The sequence below is a fragment of the Polymorphospora sp. A560 genome (genome assembly GCF_045781765.1).
Lineage (GTDB): Bacteria > Actinomycetota > Actinomycetes > Mycobacteriales > Micromonosporaceae > Polymorphospora > Polymorphospora lycopeni.
The window spans coordinates 3,501,294-3,517,764 of record NZ_CP122282.1 but is presented as its reverse complement, the minus strand read 5'-3'; the positions used below and the strand labels follow the sequence as shown (position 1 = coordinate 3,517,764).

The following is a 16,471-nucleotide window of genomic DNA, read 5'->3' as shown; positions in this document are numbered from 1 at the left end:
GCCCTACCACGTGTCCGCGCGACACACCGAGATCGACTCGGATTCCTGCGCCCTCAACCGAGCCCAGCCACGCCGACCTGGTTCTTCAACGGGCACTGAGACTGGTAGGCGTCTTCCGCGTCATCGGGAAACCTCACCTTCGCTGGCGTCAATGGCGGTCGTGCTGATCGCGGCACGGTTGCCGGCGAGGTGCTCCGACTGCATTGAGTTCTCAATGTCGGGTCATTCTTCGCCGAGGGCATCCCTGACCGATTCCTTCCCGCTGAATATGACTCGTCCGGCGGTGGGCTTTGGTGAGGTGCCTCGATAGACTCGGCCGATTGGATCACCCAGGCCGGCGCCGCCTGCGCGATCGCAACTGCGGGAGCTTGCCTCGCCGCCAACTGCAGCCGGCGTGGGTGCGGGAGTGGACGATGAGGTCGACGAAGAACTGGTTGGTGCCGGTGGTGTGGTGCAGGTGGGGGCTGGCGGCGGTGGCGTCCTGGCGGTCTCGTACGGCTTTGGCGGTGGGTGGTCGCTCGCCGCGTGGGTTGTCGCCGATGCTGAACACCAGTAGGTCGACACCTGCCGGCGTGGTCGTCTCGTAGCAGGCGCGAGCGGCAGGCTGTGTGGCTGCGGCCGGTGTCACCGCGACGATGTGTCGCAGCCAGCCGAGGCCGGCTCGGCGGGCTGCCGGGACGACGAGTCGGACGTGCGCGGTGTAGTCGGTGGCGGCGTCACCGGGTGTGACGGCGACGATGGTGTAGCCGTTGTGGGCCAGCAGCAGCCGGCAGGTGGCGAACAGGTCGGTCAGTTCCGCGGTGGCGGTCTTTGCGGGTGGGAGCTGGCGGTGCTGCGGCGGCCAGCGCAGGACGAGGAGTCGGACGGTGCCTGCGACGTGGTCGAGGTCGGCGAGGTCGGCGGGCGAGTTGACGGCGACGTAGGTGCAGCCGGCGGCGCCGGCCGCTCCGGCGAGGGCGGGCTCGTGGCCGAGGCTGACGATCGCGTCGCCGGGGCCGCTGGTGTAGTACGCGACGAGCAGCCGCGCGGTTTCGGCGGTGATCGTGTCGGTGTGGTGGGCGCCGCGGTTGTGAAGATCGGTGACGTGCCAGATGGTGACCGGCACGGGCGGGTCACCAGGCAGGGCGTCGGCGGTGCCGGGTGTGGGCTTGGCCGAGATCTGGGGCGGTGTGGGCGGCTCGGCGGGTCCGGTGGCCGGCCGGGGGTCGGCGGGGTGCGGTGGCTGCGTCGTGGGCGGGTGTGGTTCCCGTCCCGGGTACGTGTCGTTCATGTCTACCCATGGCCCAACTGGCGACCGCAATGTGGCGGCCGTGGTCGGGCGGTTACCCAACTGGTGCTGACGTCTTGTATCGACGCACCCGACCGGTGTCGGCCGCCGGTGGCGCGGGAGGCCAACTGTCCGGTTGAGGCGCACCAACGGGCGGGTTCACCGGGGTAGGTCGATCTGTGCCGTCACTCCGGTTGGTGGTTGGCGAGCGCAGGCTGCTGTGGCGGTGGCCGCGCGGGGCCGGGCTGACGCTGGTGGGGCAACGCGTTGGGGTGACGTGCGCGGATGAAGGCCGTCAATGCGTGGGCCCGCAGGGGTGCCACGTATCCGCCCAGTCCGGGAGATCGCTGATGTCTGAGCCTACCGTTGACCTACACCGCCGAACGACCCACGAACAAATCGGGCACCCAGGCCAGAATCTGCCGCCGCCGGTCAGGGTCGCGCTGTGGCCCGCGGCCCCCCACGATCTCATTACGATCTTGTGGCCAGTAGCGGTGGGCTGAGGACCGACTCGGGTCGCCGTTCTTTCAGAACCTGACCCCGGCGAGTTCATGTTTGAACGGTGTGGCAAGGGGGATCCGCCCCGCAACGACGGGGGGCATCATGTTGAGCAGAGTTGTCGAGCAGCCCGCGCCACCCTTTCGCGGACAGTCCCAGTCGAGGCCGGGACTGGACGCCAGGATGGATCCTCGCCCACGCAACCAGGCGAACGCGCTGCCCGGCTCCGGGAAGCTCAATGACTGCACCGCGCTGATCACCGGCGGAGACAGTGGTATCGGCGCCGCCGTCGCGGTCCTCTTCGCACGAGAAGGGGCAGACGTGGCCATCGTCTGCCTGCCCGCCGAGCAAGAAGACGCCGACCACGTTCGTGCACTGGTTCAGCAAGAGGGGCGACGTTGCCTGGTATTCACCGGAGACGTGAAGGACTCCTCGTTCTGCGACGACGCGGTGGAGCGCACCGTGGCGGAGTTCGGCCGGCTGGACATCCTCGTGAACAACGCCGCCATCATGTTCCAGCACTCGTCGCTGGCGGACGTCTCGGACGACGCTCTCGACGAACTGTTCCGCACCAACGTGTCGGGCTACTTCTACATGGCCCGCGCGGCACTGGGACACCTGCCGGCGGGTGGGTGCATCATCAACTGCGGCTCGGTCGCCGGTTTCGAGGGAAACCCGTCGCTCATCGGATACGCGGAAACCAACGGAGCGATCCACACCTTCACCAAGTCGCTGGCAACGGAACTGATCGCACGGGGCATCCGGGTGAACTGTGTGGCGCCCGGACCGGTATGGACGCCGTTGAACGCCTCCAGCCGTACTCCAGAGCAGATGGCCGGGTACGGTGACCAGATCGACGGCGTACCGCTGGGCCGGCCCGCACAGCCCGAGGAGATCGCCCCCGCCTTCCTCTTCTTCGCCAGCAACGCGGACAGCAGCTACGTCACCGGCGAGACCCTGGCCCTGTTCGGCGGCCGAGTCCTCGCCCGCTGAACATGTGGAGGCGGCGTCACCGGTTCGCATCGAGATGGTTGACGTTGCAGATCCCCGATCTGTCGGCCCGCGACGAAGCGTCCGCGTCGCGATTCACCCGTATCTGACGGTTTCACGTTCGCCATGGCGGCAGCGCGGCCTACAGCCGTCGATCCCGGCTGGGTAGGGAGTGCGCCTCGTGCTGCCCCGCCCCCTCCCTTGGAGCTCATCACAGATGGTGATGAGCTGGCCATGGCTTGCCATCCTTTTGCGTGATGGTCGATGTGGGCGACATGGTGCGGGCCTGGGTCCCGGACGACTTCCGGCAGGCCGTCCAGCCGTTGATCCCGGTCCCGCCGCCATGGCCGCAGGACGGTGGGAAGCGGCGGGCTGATGACCGGGCGGTCCTGGCCACGATCGTCTACCTGGTCCAGTCCGGCTGCTCCTGGCCCAAACTGCCGGCGGTCCTCTTCGGCGTCAGCCGTTCACCGTGCACCGCCGGTTCACCGAATGGACCAAGGACAGGCTGTGGATACGGCTGCACCAGCGGTTCCCGCACCGCCTGAGCATCGTCAGCGAGATCGACTGGTCCAGGATGGTCGTCGACTCGATCAGCGTCCGCGCGCAAAGAGGGCGACGAAACAGCACCAAACCCGGTCGACCGCGGCAAGCCAGGCTCGAAGATCCACGTCTGTGTGAACGCAAGGGCGTCCCGCTGACCGTACTGATCTCGGCGGCGAACGTCCCCGACGCCCACCTGTTCCCCACCACCACTGGATTCCATCACCCCGATCCACGGCCGACGAGTCCGCCCTCGACAGCGGCCGACAAGCCGCACGCGGACAAGGCCTACGTGCGGAAGAAGGCGTGGGCCTGCCTGACTCGGTCGGCCATCGTGGCGGGGCACCTCGCTGTGTCAAGGCGTCGGCAGCAGAGACGTCGCCGTTGGCTTCACAGACCCGCCGCTGGAGTTCCACCACCCGGCGAGCACACCGGACAATACCGGACCAGCACGGATTAATCAGTCATCGACCGTTCGGGCTGGTCGGCGATCAGGTACTAGGACCTGACCGTAACGATCCTTGCCGAGGCCGGCAGTCCCGGTCCACAAACCGTCACTTTACCGCCGTATAACGATCTGACCTGCGGAGAAACCGCTGCGCGATCTTGAGAAGAGATGAACGGACAGATAAGTTCTGTCGCATGTGACCCGGGCCACCGCAAGACGGTCCCGGGTCCAGCCCCAAACCAGGAGGACCCTTTGACTACACAGGACGGGCACGCCACCCCCTCTTCCCGCTCCCCCCTGAACCGCCGCCGGATGCTGGCCGTGGCGCTCGGCGGTGCCGCCACCGTCGCCCTGCCGGTCCCGGCCTGGGCCGCGGACGACCTGCGCCCGGGTGCTCTCCGGATGCCCCAGCTCACGCTGGACGACAAGAAGATCGTCCGGCAGGCCTCGGCGAAGCGGGCCCTCAACGACCTCTTCACCCTCACCGAGAAGATCGGCCCCCGCATCGGTGGCACGGCATCGGAGCGGCGGGCCGCCGACTTCATCGCCCGCACCCTCGACCGGATGGGCTACGACACGACGTTGCAGCCGTTCCCGGTGGCGGACAAGTTCCTCGCCGACCTCAGCTCGCCGACCCGCCTGCCCTGGGACCTCTGCTGGCAGGCCGGGGCCTCCGCGCACGGTGCGCTGGACACCAAGGTCCGCGGCCAGGTGATCGACGTCGGCGCCGGCGCACCGGAGAACTACCCGGCGAACTCGACCGGCCGGATTGTCCTCGTCGACTACGTCGCCGCCCAGCGTGAGCAACTCGTCGCCACCGCCCTGGCGAAGGGCGCGGCGGCCGTGATCTTCCTCCCGGCGGACGCGGTGGCACCCCGGATGGCCTCGGCCTTCTCCCCCACCCTGCCCGGCTCGGCCAGCAACCCGGTACCGATCCCGGTCGTCGGCGTCGCGCAGGCGCAGAAGCACCGGCTGCGTGAACTGGCCGCCGCGCAGCGGCTCGTCCTGGTCATCAAGACCACGGCGCACCGCAACCTGATCTCGAACAACGTGATCGGCGAGCGGGTCGGTTCCCTCGGCGCGGACGGCCCCATCGTCATGGTCTGCGCCCACTACGACACCGTCATCGGCGCCCCCGGGGCCAACGACGACGGCTCCGGCACGGTGCTCGCCCTGGAGCTGGCCCGGGTGCTGAAGAACACGCCACTGGAGGCGACCATCCGGTTCGCCCTGTGGGGCTCCGAGGAGCAGGGCCTGATCGGCTCCCGGTACTACGTCCGGCAGCTTCCGCAGGCTGAGCGGGACCGCTTCCTCGCGGTCTACAACAACGACATGGTCGCCACGAGTTGGGACCCGGCCACGAAGTACTGGCTGCTGTCCTTCACCGGCGAGGCGAACCGGGCCACCAACGAGGTCGCGGCGGCGGCCACCCGACTCGGGTACGAGCCGCGGATCTCCCCGGTCACGCAGCGTGGTTCCAGCGACCACCAGTCGTTCCAGGAGGTCGGCATCGCCAGCGCCAACTTCTCCTGGCGGGGCGAGGAGTCCCCGGCGCTGCTGGAGCCGCCGTACCACAGCCCGGAGGACACCATCGAGAAGAACATCAGCCTGGAGCGTCTCCAGGTGTCGCTGGAGCTAATCGGCGCCGCCACCTTCGCGACGGCCCGGGGCTGACCTCCGGTCGGGTGGCCGGTGAGCCCGCCCGGCACGGAAGCACCGGTACCGGGGTGGGACGGCGTGCCGTCCCACCCCGCGGCCTGTGGATCTAAGGCGTGTTTCGTAAGTCGGGCTGTCCCACGAAGTTGCGGCGTGGCGTGATCGATAACTGAAGAGGTCTCCGGTATCTGGTTCTGCGACCAAGCAAGAACTTCATACCGGAGACCTTGTGCCCAGCGTAGCGGTGACGAGGCGGCATGACCTGACCGACAGGCAGTGGGCTGTTCTGGCCCCGCTGCTGCCTGCCGCGCCGGCGACGGGTCGTCCGCCGAAGTGGGAGAAACGACAGCTCATCGACGGGATCCGGTGGCGGATCCGGATCGGTGCCCCGTGGCGTGACGTCCCGGCCGAGTACGGGCCCTGGCCCACCGTCTACGGCCTGTTCCGCCGCTGGCAGCGTGACGGGACCTGGGACCAGATCCTGTCCGCGTTGCAGGCCGTCGGCGACGCGACCGGCCGGATCGCCTGGACGGTGAGCGTGGACTCGATGACCAGCCGCGCTCACCAGCACGCCGCGGGTGCCCGCAAGGACGGCCATCTGCAGAAGGAGCCTCCCGGCGGCGTGCACGACGAGCCGGCCGACCACGCGCTGGGTCGATCGAGGGGTGGGCTGACCACCAAGACTCATCTGGCCTGCGAGCAGGGGCAGAAGGTTCTCTCCCTGATCGTGACCGCCGGGCACCGTGGTGACAGTCCACAGTTCATCCCCGTCCTGCGCCGTATCCGCGTGACACGTCTGGGCGTGGGCCGGCCCCGTACCTGCCCCGACCTGGTTCTGGCCGACAAGGCATACACCAGCCGCGGCAACCGCCGATACCTGCGCTCGCGCGGGATCAGGGCCTGCATCCCGAGCAAGAAGGACCAGGACGCCCACCGTAAGGCCAAGGGTTCCCGCGGTGGCCGCCCACCCGCGTTCGACCGGCAGCTCTACCGGCTACGCCACGCCGTCGAGAACGGAATCAACCGGCTCAAACGCCACCGCGGCGTCGCCACCCGCTACGACAAGCTTGCCGTCCGCTTCCAAGCCGTCCTGACCATCACCATCATCACCGAATGGCTCTGACCGACTTATGAAACACGCCTTAGCGGAATCTCTCTGTGTCAAGGCGTTGGCAGTAGCCCCGGACCTGCTGCCGACACCGACACGCAGGCACTGGCCCTGGCGGTGGTCGGGGTGCTGCACCACGTCGCGCCGACCGGTGCGAGCGGCCCGGCGGCCGACACCCGGATCCGCCGCGCGATGGCCGCCCTCACCGCCGGCTTCCCGGCCGTCACCACGACCTGATCACAGACCCCGCCGGGACGAGTGTCGCCAGCCCGCCGGCCGGGACCGCCCGCCGGCGGGTGTCCTAGATCGACGTGGTTGCCGCCTCGCGGGCCGTCCGGCTGCCTCGAGCGCCTCGCGTCAGCCTGTCGCCTCGGTCAGGTCACGCAGCAACTCGGAGGCCGAGACCGGATCGAGTTCCCCGAACGTAACGTCATGCGGGTCACGCCACTCGTCACCGCCGGCGCGACAGATCCACACGTCCTCGAACGTCTGCTCCGGATGATGGTCCGGAGCCCCCATCATGATGCCCGGGACGAGCGCGACGACGACCCGGCCGCCGTCGGGCAGGTCGCACTCCATCCGATGCTGGCGGCCGCCGTCCTCGCCGCTGCGCCGCCAACCCCGCCGTTCCAGCGCGAGCAGCCTGACCGTCGACGCCTTGACACCGTCGAACCGGGCCAGCCGGACCGCCGACCGTTCATCGACGGTCAACCCATGAACCTCACGTCCGAGCTGCGGAAACGGCTGCAGCAGCTGATAGTCGTCGAACAGGTCGGCCCAGGTGGACACGTCGGCGCCGAGCTGCACGGGGTGGGCGACGCCGACACACGCATCGTCGGCGACCGTGATCGTCTCGTCGTCGAGATCGGCGAACGTACGGTCCTCGGCGACCCGCAACGCACCGACAACCTCGCCCGACGGTTTGAACAGCGCCCAGACCAGCCTCGGCACCACCCGGCCGAGCACCGGATGGTCCACCAGCAGTTGCCGGAACTCGGCACCGGTCCAGCGCCGCTGGCGCACCATCGCCTCCTCCAGGCGGTGCACCTGTCTGGTGAACGCGCGCAGCCCCTGGCGCAGCGCGGCGAACCGGTCCAGCGCTGCGGCGGCCAGCTGCGGGTCGTCGGCCGCGGCGGGCTTCGGCAGCCCCTTACGGTGGCTGCCGTCCCCATCGGTGATCAGCGGCCTGAGCTGCTCGTCGAGGCGCACGACGAACCGGCGGGGACCGTAGTCGAGCACGAGGGTGCCGTCCGGGCCGAGGCCGAGATCGGGCACGAGCCGGTCCGCGAGCTGCTCAGCCGACAGGCCGCGCTGCTGGGCCGCCTCCTGCAGGTTCGCCGTCGCCCGGGCGCGGACCGCCTTCGCCTTCACCGTGGTGGCGATGCTGTGCAACTGCAGCAGCGCCGCCTCGGTGCCGAGCCGGGCGAGTGCGTCCAGGCCGGCCGCGGTGCGCTGGTGGGCGCCCTCGTGGGGCCATCGCCGCACCACGGCGCCGAGACGTCCGGCGGTGGTGTCGTCGCCGAGCAGGGCCTGCGCGTTCAGCGTCCACCCGTGCGCGGGCGCTGCGTCGGCCCGCAGCCAGCGCTCCAGCAGTTCCCACGCGAACGCGGCGAGGCTGTCCGGGGTGCACGCGCCAACGACCACGGGCAGCCCCGCGTACGGCTCGTCCGGCTTGGAGATCGCGAGCATCGTGACGACGTGCCCGGCCGCGTCGGGGGACAGCACGCCGGTGCCGTCACGCAGCCGGACGGGAGGCATCGTGGCCACGTCGACCCAGTCGGGCAGTCGCGGGATCCGCGCCGGGAACCCGTCGAGCGGGTCGGCGTCGAGCAGGTCGGTGATCGCGGCGGCGGCCGGCGGGCCGTAGGACGCGGCGGCGGCCAGCACGGTGTCCCGGTGCCCGGCCCCGGCGATCGCGACGAGCGCCCGCTCGGCCTGCCGGCGGGCAACTCCCGGCTTCGACAGGGCCACCGGGACGAGGGCCCGCGCGGCCGCCGCCGGGTGGCGGCGCAGCCACGCGAGGGCGAGTTTGTGTACGGTCTTCAGCCGGGCCAGCCAGTCGGCCATCAGCAGCGCGATGTCCGGGCTGGTGAACCGCGCCAGCTGCGGGCCGGCCTCGGCCGGGCTGCGCCGGGCGATGTCGAGCACCAGCGGGTAGGCGTCCACACCGAACCGGGTCGTCAGGCGGGGCAGCCACCAGGCAAGCCCCCACAGCTCGCGCGGGCGCCAGACCGCCAACAGCGGTACGGCGATCTGCGGCGGTTCGGTCTCCAGCACGTGCCGGGCCTGCCAGTCCTCGGCGGTCCCGGACCGGATCTGCGCCTTGACCAAGGCCGGGTTGACATCGTGGCGCAGGTCGACCGGATCGATTCGGACCCGGTCGGCGGAATCCGGATGGAACTTGGGCTCGTCGGCGCAGCGCAATCCGGTCAGGACCACCGGTCGGGGCGTCTTGCGCCGCACCGTCCACGGGGGCGTGACCAGAAGTGCAGGCAGGGACTGCGCGGGTGCCGTCGGTTCGGTCGGCACTGCCCTGGCGGCGTGGATCCGGGCTGATGCCGCGGTGGGCAGGCCGGGCGGCAACTCGTCGGCGAGGCCGGGATGCCGCAGCAGGTGTCGGCGCAGCAGGTCGTCGGTCTTCGGGGCCGTGGCGAGCAGCCGCAGCGCCCGGTGCGGGAACCGGTCGGCGGCCGCCACGACGGCAGCGGCCACGTGCCTGTCGTTCAGCCTGTTCAGCAGCAGCTGGAACGGGTGGTCACCGGGCAGGGCCGCGACCACTGACAGCAGCACCCAGCGGGTGGCGGCGTCGGTGTAGAAGTCGTCCAGCCAGTGCACGAACAGGTCCGCGCCGGCGGCACCGAGCCCTTCCGCGACCGTGTGGAGCATCCGCGACGAGAACAGCGCGGCCCGGACCGACACCGCGAGGGCATCCTCGATCAGGTGCACCTGGGCGACCGTGGTGGCCGAGGCGAGCAACAACAGCGCCGAGGAGTCCTCGATCCCGGCCAGGGCACGGACGTCCGCGTCGACCCAGTCCTCCCGGCCCGGGACGAGGAACGAGGTGACGATCCGCTGCCGCAGCGACCCGTCGCGATACCCCGACAGCGCCGCGACCGCCGCCGTGTACTCGTCGTTGGACTCCCACGCCAGCGCTGCCCGTACCCGGCCGAGGACCTGCTCGTGGCCACGTGCGAGCCAGTGGCTCCCGATCACCTCGCCACCCTCGCGGTCCCGGTGGACCGGTCCCGAACGCGACCAACCGCCGTAGCCGAGCCCAGCCAGCTCCGCCGCCGCTCGCACGGCGAACATCAGTCCGTGCCGGCCGATCCAGGCGTCGGCGATCGGCTGGTAGTCGGGGTCGCGCCGGTCGGCGAACGCGATCAGCGCCGTCGCGACCGCCGCCGCACCCAACGGCGTCTCCTCGCCGGTCTCGTCGAACCATGCCAGCCCGGCCGACGCCACCTCGGCGGGGGTGTGGTGGTGCCGCAGTGCGTCACGCACCGACGGGCGCTGCGCGACGAGCCTGCGAAGCGCGTTCTGCCAGTCCGGATCCGGCTCGTAGCCGACCGGCGCGCCGCCGCGACGCGGATGGATGCTGCGGTACCACGCCCGCGGTATCACCAGCTGGTCCTCGTCGGTCATCCCCGTACGCCTCCCTGTGCGATCGGGCGACACGGTAGCGACGACCACCGACAGAACCGTGACTGCTTCCCGGCCGCTTGGGACCTGGTGGCGGCGTCCCGGCCGGCACTCCTGCCCGCACCATCCAGAGCACCGCCTCGGTGCTTTCGGCATCAGCCGGCAACGCCGTCGCCGCCGGGGTCAGCGTCGTGCCCACCGCCGGTATGCCGCGATCCACTGGCTGCCGGTCGGAGCGGGGTCGGGCAGCGGCAGGTCCAGGATGCCGATCGCCTGGCGTATCCCGGCTCGCTCGCACACGGCGACGATCCGGCCGTCGTCGGTCAGGTCGATCCGGTCGACCGAAACCGCGACACCCAGCACCTCGGTGGTGAAGGGCAGCGCCAGGTGCTCCTCAAGCATGGTGTACAGGCCGGTGAGCTGGTCATCGTCGTCGTACGCATCCACGGTCGCGAGCTCTATCAGAGCATCGAGTTCGGTGCCGCTCCACCGCGGTCCCCGGGGCGGCACCTATACCTCGGTGGGGCGGGCGGTTCGACCCGTCCCGGACAGGTCGAGGTCAGGATGGTCGGCCAGGAAACGGTCCGCGTCGGCGACGTCGACCAAAGAGTTGTCGGCGAGCCATTCGACGGCCCGGCGGATGGCTCGCCGGCCCGAGAAGCCGTGCCACAGCTGGAGCAGGTGCGGGTACTCGTCGTGGAGTTCGTCCCTGAACCGGCGGAACGCCCCCCGGCCCTGGATCGCACGGGCCAACCTGTCCCCGGCCCGCTCGTCGGCGATCCCGTCGGTGAAGTCCGCCATGTCCCGATACCACACGCGCGACGGCAGCGGATCGATCCGGACCAGGTCGCAGTCGTCGAGGTCCGGATCCGGATCGAGGTCCGAAGACCCGAACGTGATCTCGCCGGTCACGGGGTCGATGAGCCAGAACTGCTCATAGCCGTCCTGGCTCTGCAGCGCCGTGACGAGCTCGTCGAGGTCGAGGTCCGCAATCCTCAGCACGGGCAGTCTCCCGTTCAATCTGTCTCGGGCGTCGTCGGGGACGGGTGAGCGTCGTGCCAGGCCTGGATCACCTCCGGGCGCAACCGACCGCGGTCGGGCACGTCGATGCCGTTGAGCCGCGCCCAGGCACGAATCTGCCTGGTCGACGGCTGCGACCCGACCGGCGCGGCAGTGGTGGCAGGTGTGGGCCCGTTCCCTGCCCGCACGGCGGGCGCCTCGCCGACGGCCCAGACGTGGGCGGCGGCAAGGAAGCGGTACGTCCACTCCTCGGCGAGCTTGCGGGTCTCGCAGAAGACGATGGGCACGTTGGGCCAGGCCACCTGCACCTCGGCCAGGCCGTCGGCCACCACCGCCGGCCGCACCCGCGTCAACGCGTACACCTGCGAGTAGCGGTCCTCGACCACCAGCGCGGCCCGGGGCAGCGCGGCCAGGTCCGCGAGCGCGAACTTCAACTTGCCGGACATCAGCGAGGCGACCAGATCGGCCAGGCTCTTGCGCTCCACCGAGGCCACCAGTCGGCCCTGGTGTTCCAGGCCGTAGTCGCCGCAGTGCAGGGCCCGCCGGGTGACCGTGACGGGTTTGCCGGCGAACGTGTAGGCGTACCGCTCGTGCGAGTCGACGACGACCGGCAGGTCGGCCAGCCCGGCGGCGCGGGCGGTGGGCGTGTTCACCTGCGGCCTGGCCTGCTTGCGGGTGCGTGGCGATTGCCAGAACACCACCTCGCGGCCTCTCGCGGTCGTGTAGACGATCTGTGACCGGTTCTCCCGACCGCGGTCGAGGACCAGGTCGATCGCCGCACCCCGGCGCACGCACGACCGCACGGGCACCCGCTCGACGATCTCCGGGGTGTCGGGCCACTCGTCGGCCCAGACCGGGTGCAGGTACACCGCCGTTGTCCGCGGCCACGTGTCGCGCGCCCGGAAGACCAGTCCGTCGCCCAACGGCACCTTCAGCAGGTACGGCAGGGTCGATGCCTCGTCCGGGTTCCTGGCGATCAGCAACTCCACGCGTCCAGTGTTGCTCAGCCGACCCGCGGGTTCCCCGCCGACCGGGTGACGGGATCATGCGGCGCCGATCGCCGGAGCTGTGAAGAGGCGACCGCCCGCCCTCGCGCGCGGCATGTCATGGGTCGGGCATAGGCTCCTCCTGCGGAGGGCAGCCTGTGTCATCGATCGACGAGTTGGTGCGGCGCAGTGTGGCGCTGAAGCGTGAACTGCTCGACTATGCGCGCAAGCCGCGCTTCGACCGCGCGTTCCGGCAGGAGATCAGAGCCCGGTTCGGACGGGTCGTCGTCGTGGAGGACGAGGGCGAACTGTCGAACTTCTTCGACTGGTTCGTCCAGCAGCACCGCCTGCACGACGGGCGCACCGTCATCGACCTGTTCGTCGAAGCCCATCCCGCACTCCCCGAGGCCGAACGCGAGTTCCTCCTTGGCTGGCGTGACGTACGCGAGGGCGTCTTCGAGGTGACCGGGCGCGATGGCCCTGTCCTGCACACCGTGAATCTCGTCGACGACCTGCCCTACCGCATCCGCACCAACACCGACGAGCCGATCTTCGACAAAATGCCGCCAGGCTCGTTCATCGGCAGCCGCATCGTGCCCGTGCACGACGACTGGCTGCTCAGCGGCGCTACCGCCCGCTACTCCGCCCAGGACCGGGCCAACGCCTACGGTGCGGCGATCCGGCTCGCGACCGAGCAGCCCGCACTCGTCTTTTACAACCCGCAGCGCCTGGCCCGCGCGTGGGAGCTGCAACGCGCCCAACACGCCGCGTTCGTCGCGCACTTCGGCAGCGACGAGGTCACCCTCGGCGTGGACGAGGTCGACAAGGCCATACGCGGGTACTGGGACGCCTACTCCGGCGAACCCGGCACCGCCCCGCCGACCGACCTGGACTGGCTCGACTACTCGGCCGAGACCGTCGGCGTGATCTACGACCCGCAGACCGGCCTCGGTATGTACGCCGACTACGCCCTCGCCGAGCAGGCCTTCGCTGACCCCGATCTCATGCGCCGCCGCCGGTACAAGGAGATCGTCCGGGCGTACCTGCACGATGACACCGTCGACCCGGTCCCGCTGCAGCGGCTCGCTGCCCGCTACCCCGACAACGCCGATCGTGTCCTGCGGGCTGCCACCGGCAAACCCGCCACGACCTGGCACGAACACGGCGAACAACTGCTACGCGGACAGAAGTCCGACTGGTACGCCAGCAGCCATCTGCCCCGGCTCACCGTCCTCAGCGACCGCCTCGCCGCGCATGTGCGAGTCGGACTGCACGAATAGCGCCGACCGGACGGCGGCGAGCCGTATGAACCAGCCCGCCACACGAAACGCACGGACTTGTCACCCTCGCGGCCGCTGGCCGCCACCCGGGTCAGCGCGGGCGGGACAGCCGGCGGGCTCTCTCCCGGCGGGCCGGGGTCGCCGGGTCGGCGACGGTGCCGGCGCTCTGCGACCGCGACCCGACCCGCACACCGGTGTCGAGGGCCGCGGCGACCCGGGACAGGGCCCTGTCGTCGGGCCTGGCGACGAGGTGGAAGTGGGAGAACTTCGACGGCCGCAGGTCGCCGCCCCAGACGACCGTGCCGTCACAGTCGAGCAGGATGTCCCGCACGATCACCTCGTGGTGCGGCCAGAGTCCTTCGCTGCCGCCGAGCGGATACGCGGTCGGGTGCAAGGCGACGGCCGTGCCGGACAGGTGGTTGGACTCGAAGTCCGCGCCGACGACCCGACTGGTGACGTGGCCGGTGATCCCGCCTCCCTCGCCGGTGTCGAGCGGGGCGATCTCGTAGTGCCAGCGGCGGGCGACGTGCAGCAGCACGACGGCGGCCGGGCCCGCACGCAGGGCCACCGAGGTCGACGATCCCTCGACCCGGTGGTCGGTGATCGCCTTCGGATCGATCGGCCAGCCGTTGGCGGACACGCCTCGGGTCCACTCGCCGGTGACGGCGGCGTGGGCGCCGGCGCCGGGCGTCAGGGCGAGTACGCCGACGCCCGCCGACGCCGCACCGAGCAGGCTTCGTCTGGTGACCATCGGAACTCTCCTCACTCGCCGTTGTCCAGGGTGGTGACGCCGGGGTCGGACCCGTCGCGCCAGACGTTGTGGTCCAGTCCCCAGCCGGGCCGGAATTCGTACTCCCGGATCTGGTTGAAGGACCAGTTCGCCGGCAGCGGGAAGCCGAGGTTGCCGGAGAAGCCCCACGACATGCCGGAGACGAACGACCAGCGGGCGCCGACCTCCCGCGAGATCCGGTTGCACACGTTGCGCGAGCCGTAGACGCCGAAGAAGTAGCGGTTGCCCAGCTCGGTCAGGGCGGTTCTGACCCCCTCGAAGTACGGCCGGACGTTGCTGTCGATCTCGGCGTCGAGGGCGTCGTAGTCGACCGCGAAGTAGATGCAGGTGCCGGCGGGAAGGCGGTACCCGACGGCCTTGTGGTGGGCGGCCCGGCCCTGGTCGTACCCCTTCTCGTAGGTGAAGTTCATCAGCTGGGTGCCGTTGTACTGGAAGATCGGGTAGAGGCGCAGCCCGGCGTCGAGGATGGTCTGCGGCTCGGTCGGTTTGAGGGCTTTGCCGAGGTAGAACGGGTCGCCGGGGGGAAGGTGCTCGTCGAGGTAACGGCCGACGATCCGGTAGCCCGCGGCGACGAGTTGCCCGCCCCGGGTCGCGGTGATCTCGGTGATGCAGTCGCAGCCGATGGCCGGCCGGTCGGTGTCGCCGGAGGAGACCAGCAGCTGCGCCCAGGTCGTGTAGTCGTTGGTGCCGGTCACCGGGATCTGGGAGAACCGCTGGAATGCCCGCAACCAGTTCAGGTGGGTGCTGGTGGCGGTGTCGGTGCCGATGTCCTCGGGCCGGTAGCCCAGCGGTGTCCCGGGGTTGTCGGGTGACACGGTGGGCGAGTTGAAGTAGCAGGCCGAGCGGAACAGGTAGCGCAGGTCGCCGGTGAGGGTGCCGGAGCCGACTGTCCGCAGTCCCGTCTGGGTGCCGGGGCCGAAGTATCCGTTGATCGAGGCGGACGGGATGCCGATCTCGTGCTGGATGGCCATCATGAGACCCTGCTGGACGTCGCGGGAGTAGATCCCGTCGCAGGGCACCAGGCCCATCGCGGGGATCCCGATCCCGGCGACGTACCGGGAGTTCAGCCGCCGCTGGATGGTCTGGATGTTGGCGTCGCCACCGGGCACGAGCTGGAACTGGTCCATCCGCAGCATCGCCTTGAGGACGTGCGGCCACATCGCGTGCCGCATCGTCTGGTTCGAGTACGACAGTCCGGCGTCGGCGTACAACTGCTCGATCGCGGCCTGCGAGTCACCGCTCCAGGTCCCCTGCTCGGTGGACGTCCAGTAGCCCTTGCACCACAGCGCGCCGTTGTAGATCCGGATCAGGTTGGCCCGGAACTCCTGCTGCGGGAGCAGGTTGCGGGCGCGGACCGCGTTGAAGGTGCCTGGGCCGAAGTTCTGTACCGTCGGGGAGATGCCGAGTTCGTGCTGGAGGCCCTGGGTGAGGGACAGGACCGTCGACCAGCCGGTCCGCCCGTCCTCCGGACACCTGAGGTATCCGGGCGCGTTGGCGTAGGTGATGTTCGCCCACTGCTGCGCCCGGTAGATGTGGATGTCGGCAAGGCCGGACCACGCGACGGCGGGGTCGATCGTCGACCCGGCCCGGGCGTACATGGTGAGGTTGCCGGGGCACTCGGTCTCGCCGTGTTGGTACGAGTGCGGCAGGATGCGCGGGCCGGTGCGTCTGGGCGCCTCGTTGCGCAGGTGGTCGATGAGCGACCGGAAGGCGCGCAGCAGCGGCTCGGCCGCGTAGTGGTTCGAGCGCATCAGCGCGCAGATGGAGTAGAAGCCGGCGTTGCGGCCGAGCCCGTCGATCCTGGGGGCGGTGCCGGAGTTGGCCTCGCCCCGCTCGTATCCTCGGCCCTGGTAGATGTTGCCGTGCTGGCAGACGAGGAAGTTGTAGCCGATGTCGCCGTCGAAGTCGGCGCTGTTCCAGTGCGACTCGTAGATCTCGGCGATGTCCCGCTGGCAGTCCTCCTCGGTGTCGTAGCTGCGGGCGAACGGGTTGAAGGGTCCACGGTGGTGGATGAAGACTCCCCCGACGGGGTCCCATTCGCGCCCGGTGGTCGGCACCGGGGCCGCGGAGGCGTGCGCCCGCCGTGGCTCGGAGACGTACTGACCCCAGGTGGCGCGCGGACGGATCGTTATCGGCATTCTTCCCCCGTACTGCTGGCGTCGTGGCGATGTGTCGCGTGCTCATCGGCGGACGAGTCGGACCGTGGTGGCGATCGTTCCGCCGGGCCGAAGGGTGGTCGGTGGCTG

Annotated in this window: 12 protein-coding genes; 5 read left to right on the top strand and 7 right to left on the bottom strand. The window is 70.2% G+C overall.

Annotation, left to right across the window (positions count from 1 at the left end):
• Positions 1–325: 325 nt before the first annotated feature.
• Entirely contained in the window at positions 326–1,270 is a 945-nt protein-coding gene (locus tag QCD66_RS15845; protein ID WP_375737217.1) for a replication-relaxation family protein, read from the bottom strand.
• Between the two features lie 603 nt (positions 1,271–1,873).
• Here QCD66_RS15845 and QCD66_RS15840 point away from each other — a divergent pair.
• The 4 genes from QCD66_RS15840 to QCD66_RS15825 all read left to right on the top strand — a co-directional run bounded on the left by QCD66_RS15840 (position 1,874) and on the right by QCD66_RS15825 (position 6,525).
• Positions 1,874–2,758, top strand: a complete 885-nt coding sequence (locus QCD66_RS15840; RefSeq protein WP_375737218.1) for an SDR family oxidoreductase — start codon at positions 1,874–1,876, stop codon at positions 2,756–2,758.
• A 254-nt stretch (positions 2,759–3,012) separates the two neighbouring features.
• A complete protein-coding gene (locus tag QCD66_RS15835; RefSeq protein ID WP_375737219.1) occupies positions 3,013–3,303 on the top strand; it encodes a transposase in 291 nt (96 codons plus the stop codon).
• Between the two features lie 695 nt (positions 3,304–3,998).
• Complete coding sequence (locus QCD66_RS15830) at positions 3,999–5,420, top strand: M20/M25/M40 family metallo-hydrolase (RefSeq protein ID WP_375737220.1); 1,422 nt, start codon at positions 3,999–4,001, stop codon at positions 5,418–5,420.
• Between the two features lie 226 nt (positions 5,421–5,646).
• Positions 5,647–6,525: an IS5 family transposase gene (locus QCD66_RS15825; protein ID WP_407567174.1), complete on the top strand. Its 879-nt coding sequence runs from the start codon at positions 5,647–5,649 to the stop codon at positions 6,523–6,525.
• Positions 6,526–6,867: 342 nt separating this feature from the next.
• Here the strand turns inward: QCD66_RS15825 and QCD66_RS15820 are convergent, their stop codons facing one another.
• From QCD66_RS15820 to QCD66_RS15805, 4 genes are all read right to left on the bottom strand, one after another.
• A complete protein-coding gene (locus tag QCD66_RS15820) occupies positions 6,868–10,152 on the bottom strand; it encodes a DUF4132 domain-containing protein (RefSeq protein ID WP_375734340.1) in 3,285 nt (1,094 codons plus the stop codon).
• Between the two features lie 180 nt (positions 10,153–10,332).
• Complete coding sequence (locus QCD66_RS15815; protein WP_357539165.1) at positions 10,333–10,596, bottom strand: hypothetical protein; 264 nt, start codon at positions 10,594–10,596, stop codon at positions 10,333–10,335.
• Positions 10,597–10,659: 63 nt separating this feature from the next.
• Positions 10,660–11,151, bottom strand: a complete 492-nt coding sequence (locus QCD66_RS15810; RefSeq protein WP_375734341.1) for a UPF0158 family protein — start codon at positions 11,149–11,151, stop codon at positions 10,660–10,662.
• Between the two features lie 14 nt (positions 11,152–11,165).
• Positions 11,166–12,158: a histone-like nucleoid-structuring protein Lsr2 gene (locus QCD66_RS15805; RefSeq protein ID WP_375734342.1), complete on the bottom strand. Its 993-nt coding sequence runs from the start codon at positions 12,156–12,158 to the stop codon at positions 11,166–11,168.
• Between the two features lie 155 nt (positions 12,159–12,313).
• Here QCD66_RS15805 and QCD66_RS15800 point away from each other — a divergent pair, with 155 nt between their 5' ends.
• Positions 12,314–13,435 carry a hypothetical protein gene (locus tag QCD66_RS15800; protein WP_375734343.1) on the top strand — a complete coding sequence of 374 codons (1,122 nt, stop codon included), beginning with the start codon at positions 12,314–12,316 and terminating at the stop codon, positions 13,433–13,435.
• 91 nt (positions 13,436–13,526) lie between these two features.
• Here QCD66_RS15800 and QCD66_RS15795 read toward each other — a convergent pair whose 3' ends face one another.
• Positions 13,527–14,186, bottom strand: coding sequence for a hypothetical protein (locus QCD66_RS15795; protein WP_375734344.1), 660 nt, complete (start codon positions 14,184–14,186; stop codon positions 13,527–13,529).
• A gap of 11 nt (positions 14,187–14,197) precedes the next feature.
• A complete protein-coding gene (locus QCD66_RS15790; protein WP_375734345.1) occupies positions 14,198–16,363 on the bottom strand; it encodes a glycoside hydrolase domain-containing protein in 2,166 nt (721 codons plus the stop codon).
• Positions 16,364–16,471 lie beyond the last annotated feature (108 nt).

Excerpts from the sequence above, each read along its gene's own strand:
- QCD66_RS15845 (WP_375737217.1), bottom strand. The coding sequence starts at position 1,270 with ATGAACGACACGTACCCGGGACGGGAACCACACCCGCCCACGACGCAG.
- QCD66_RS15835 (WP_375737219.1), top strand. The coding sequence starts at position 3,013 with ATGGTCGATGTGGGCGACATGGTGCGGGCCTGGGTCCCGGACGACTTC.
- QCD66_RS15820 (WP_375734340.1), bottom strand. The coding sequence starts at position 10,152 with ATGACCGACGAGGACCAGCTGGTGATACCGCGGGCGTGGTACCGCAGC.
- QCD66_RS15795 (WP_375734344.1), bottom strand. The coding sequence starts at position 14,186 with ATGGTCACCAGACGAAGCCTGCTCGGTGCGGCGTCGGCGGGCGTCGGC.
- QCD66_RS15790 (WP_375734345.1), bottom strand. The coding sequence starts at position 16,363 with ATGCCGATAACGATCCGTCCGCGCGCCACCTGGGGTCAGTACGTCTCC.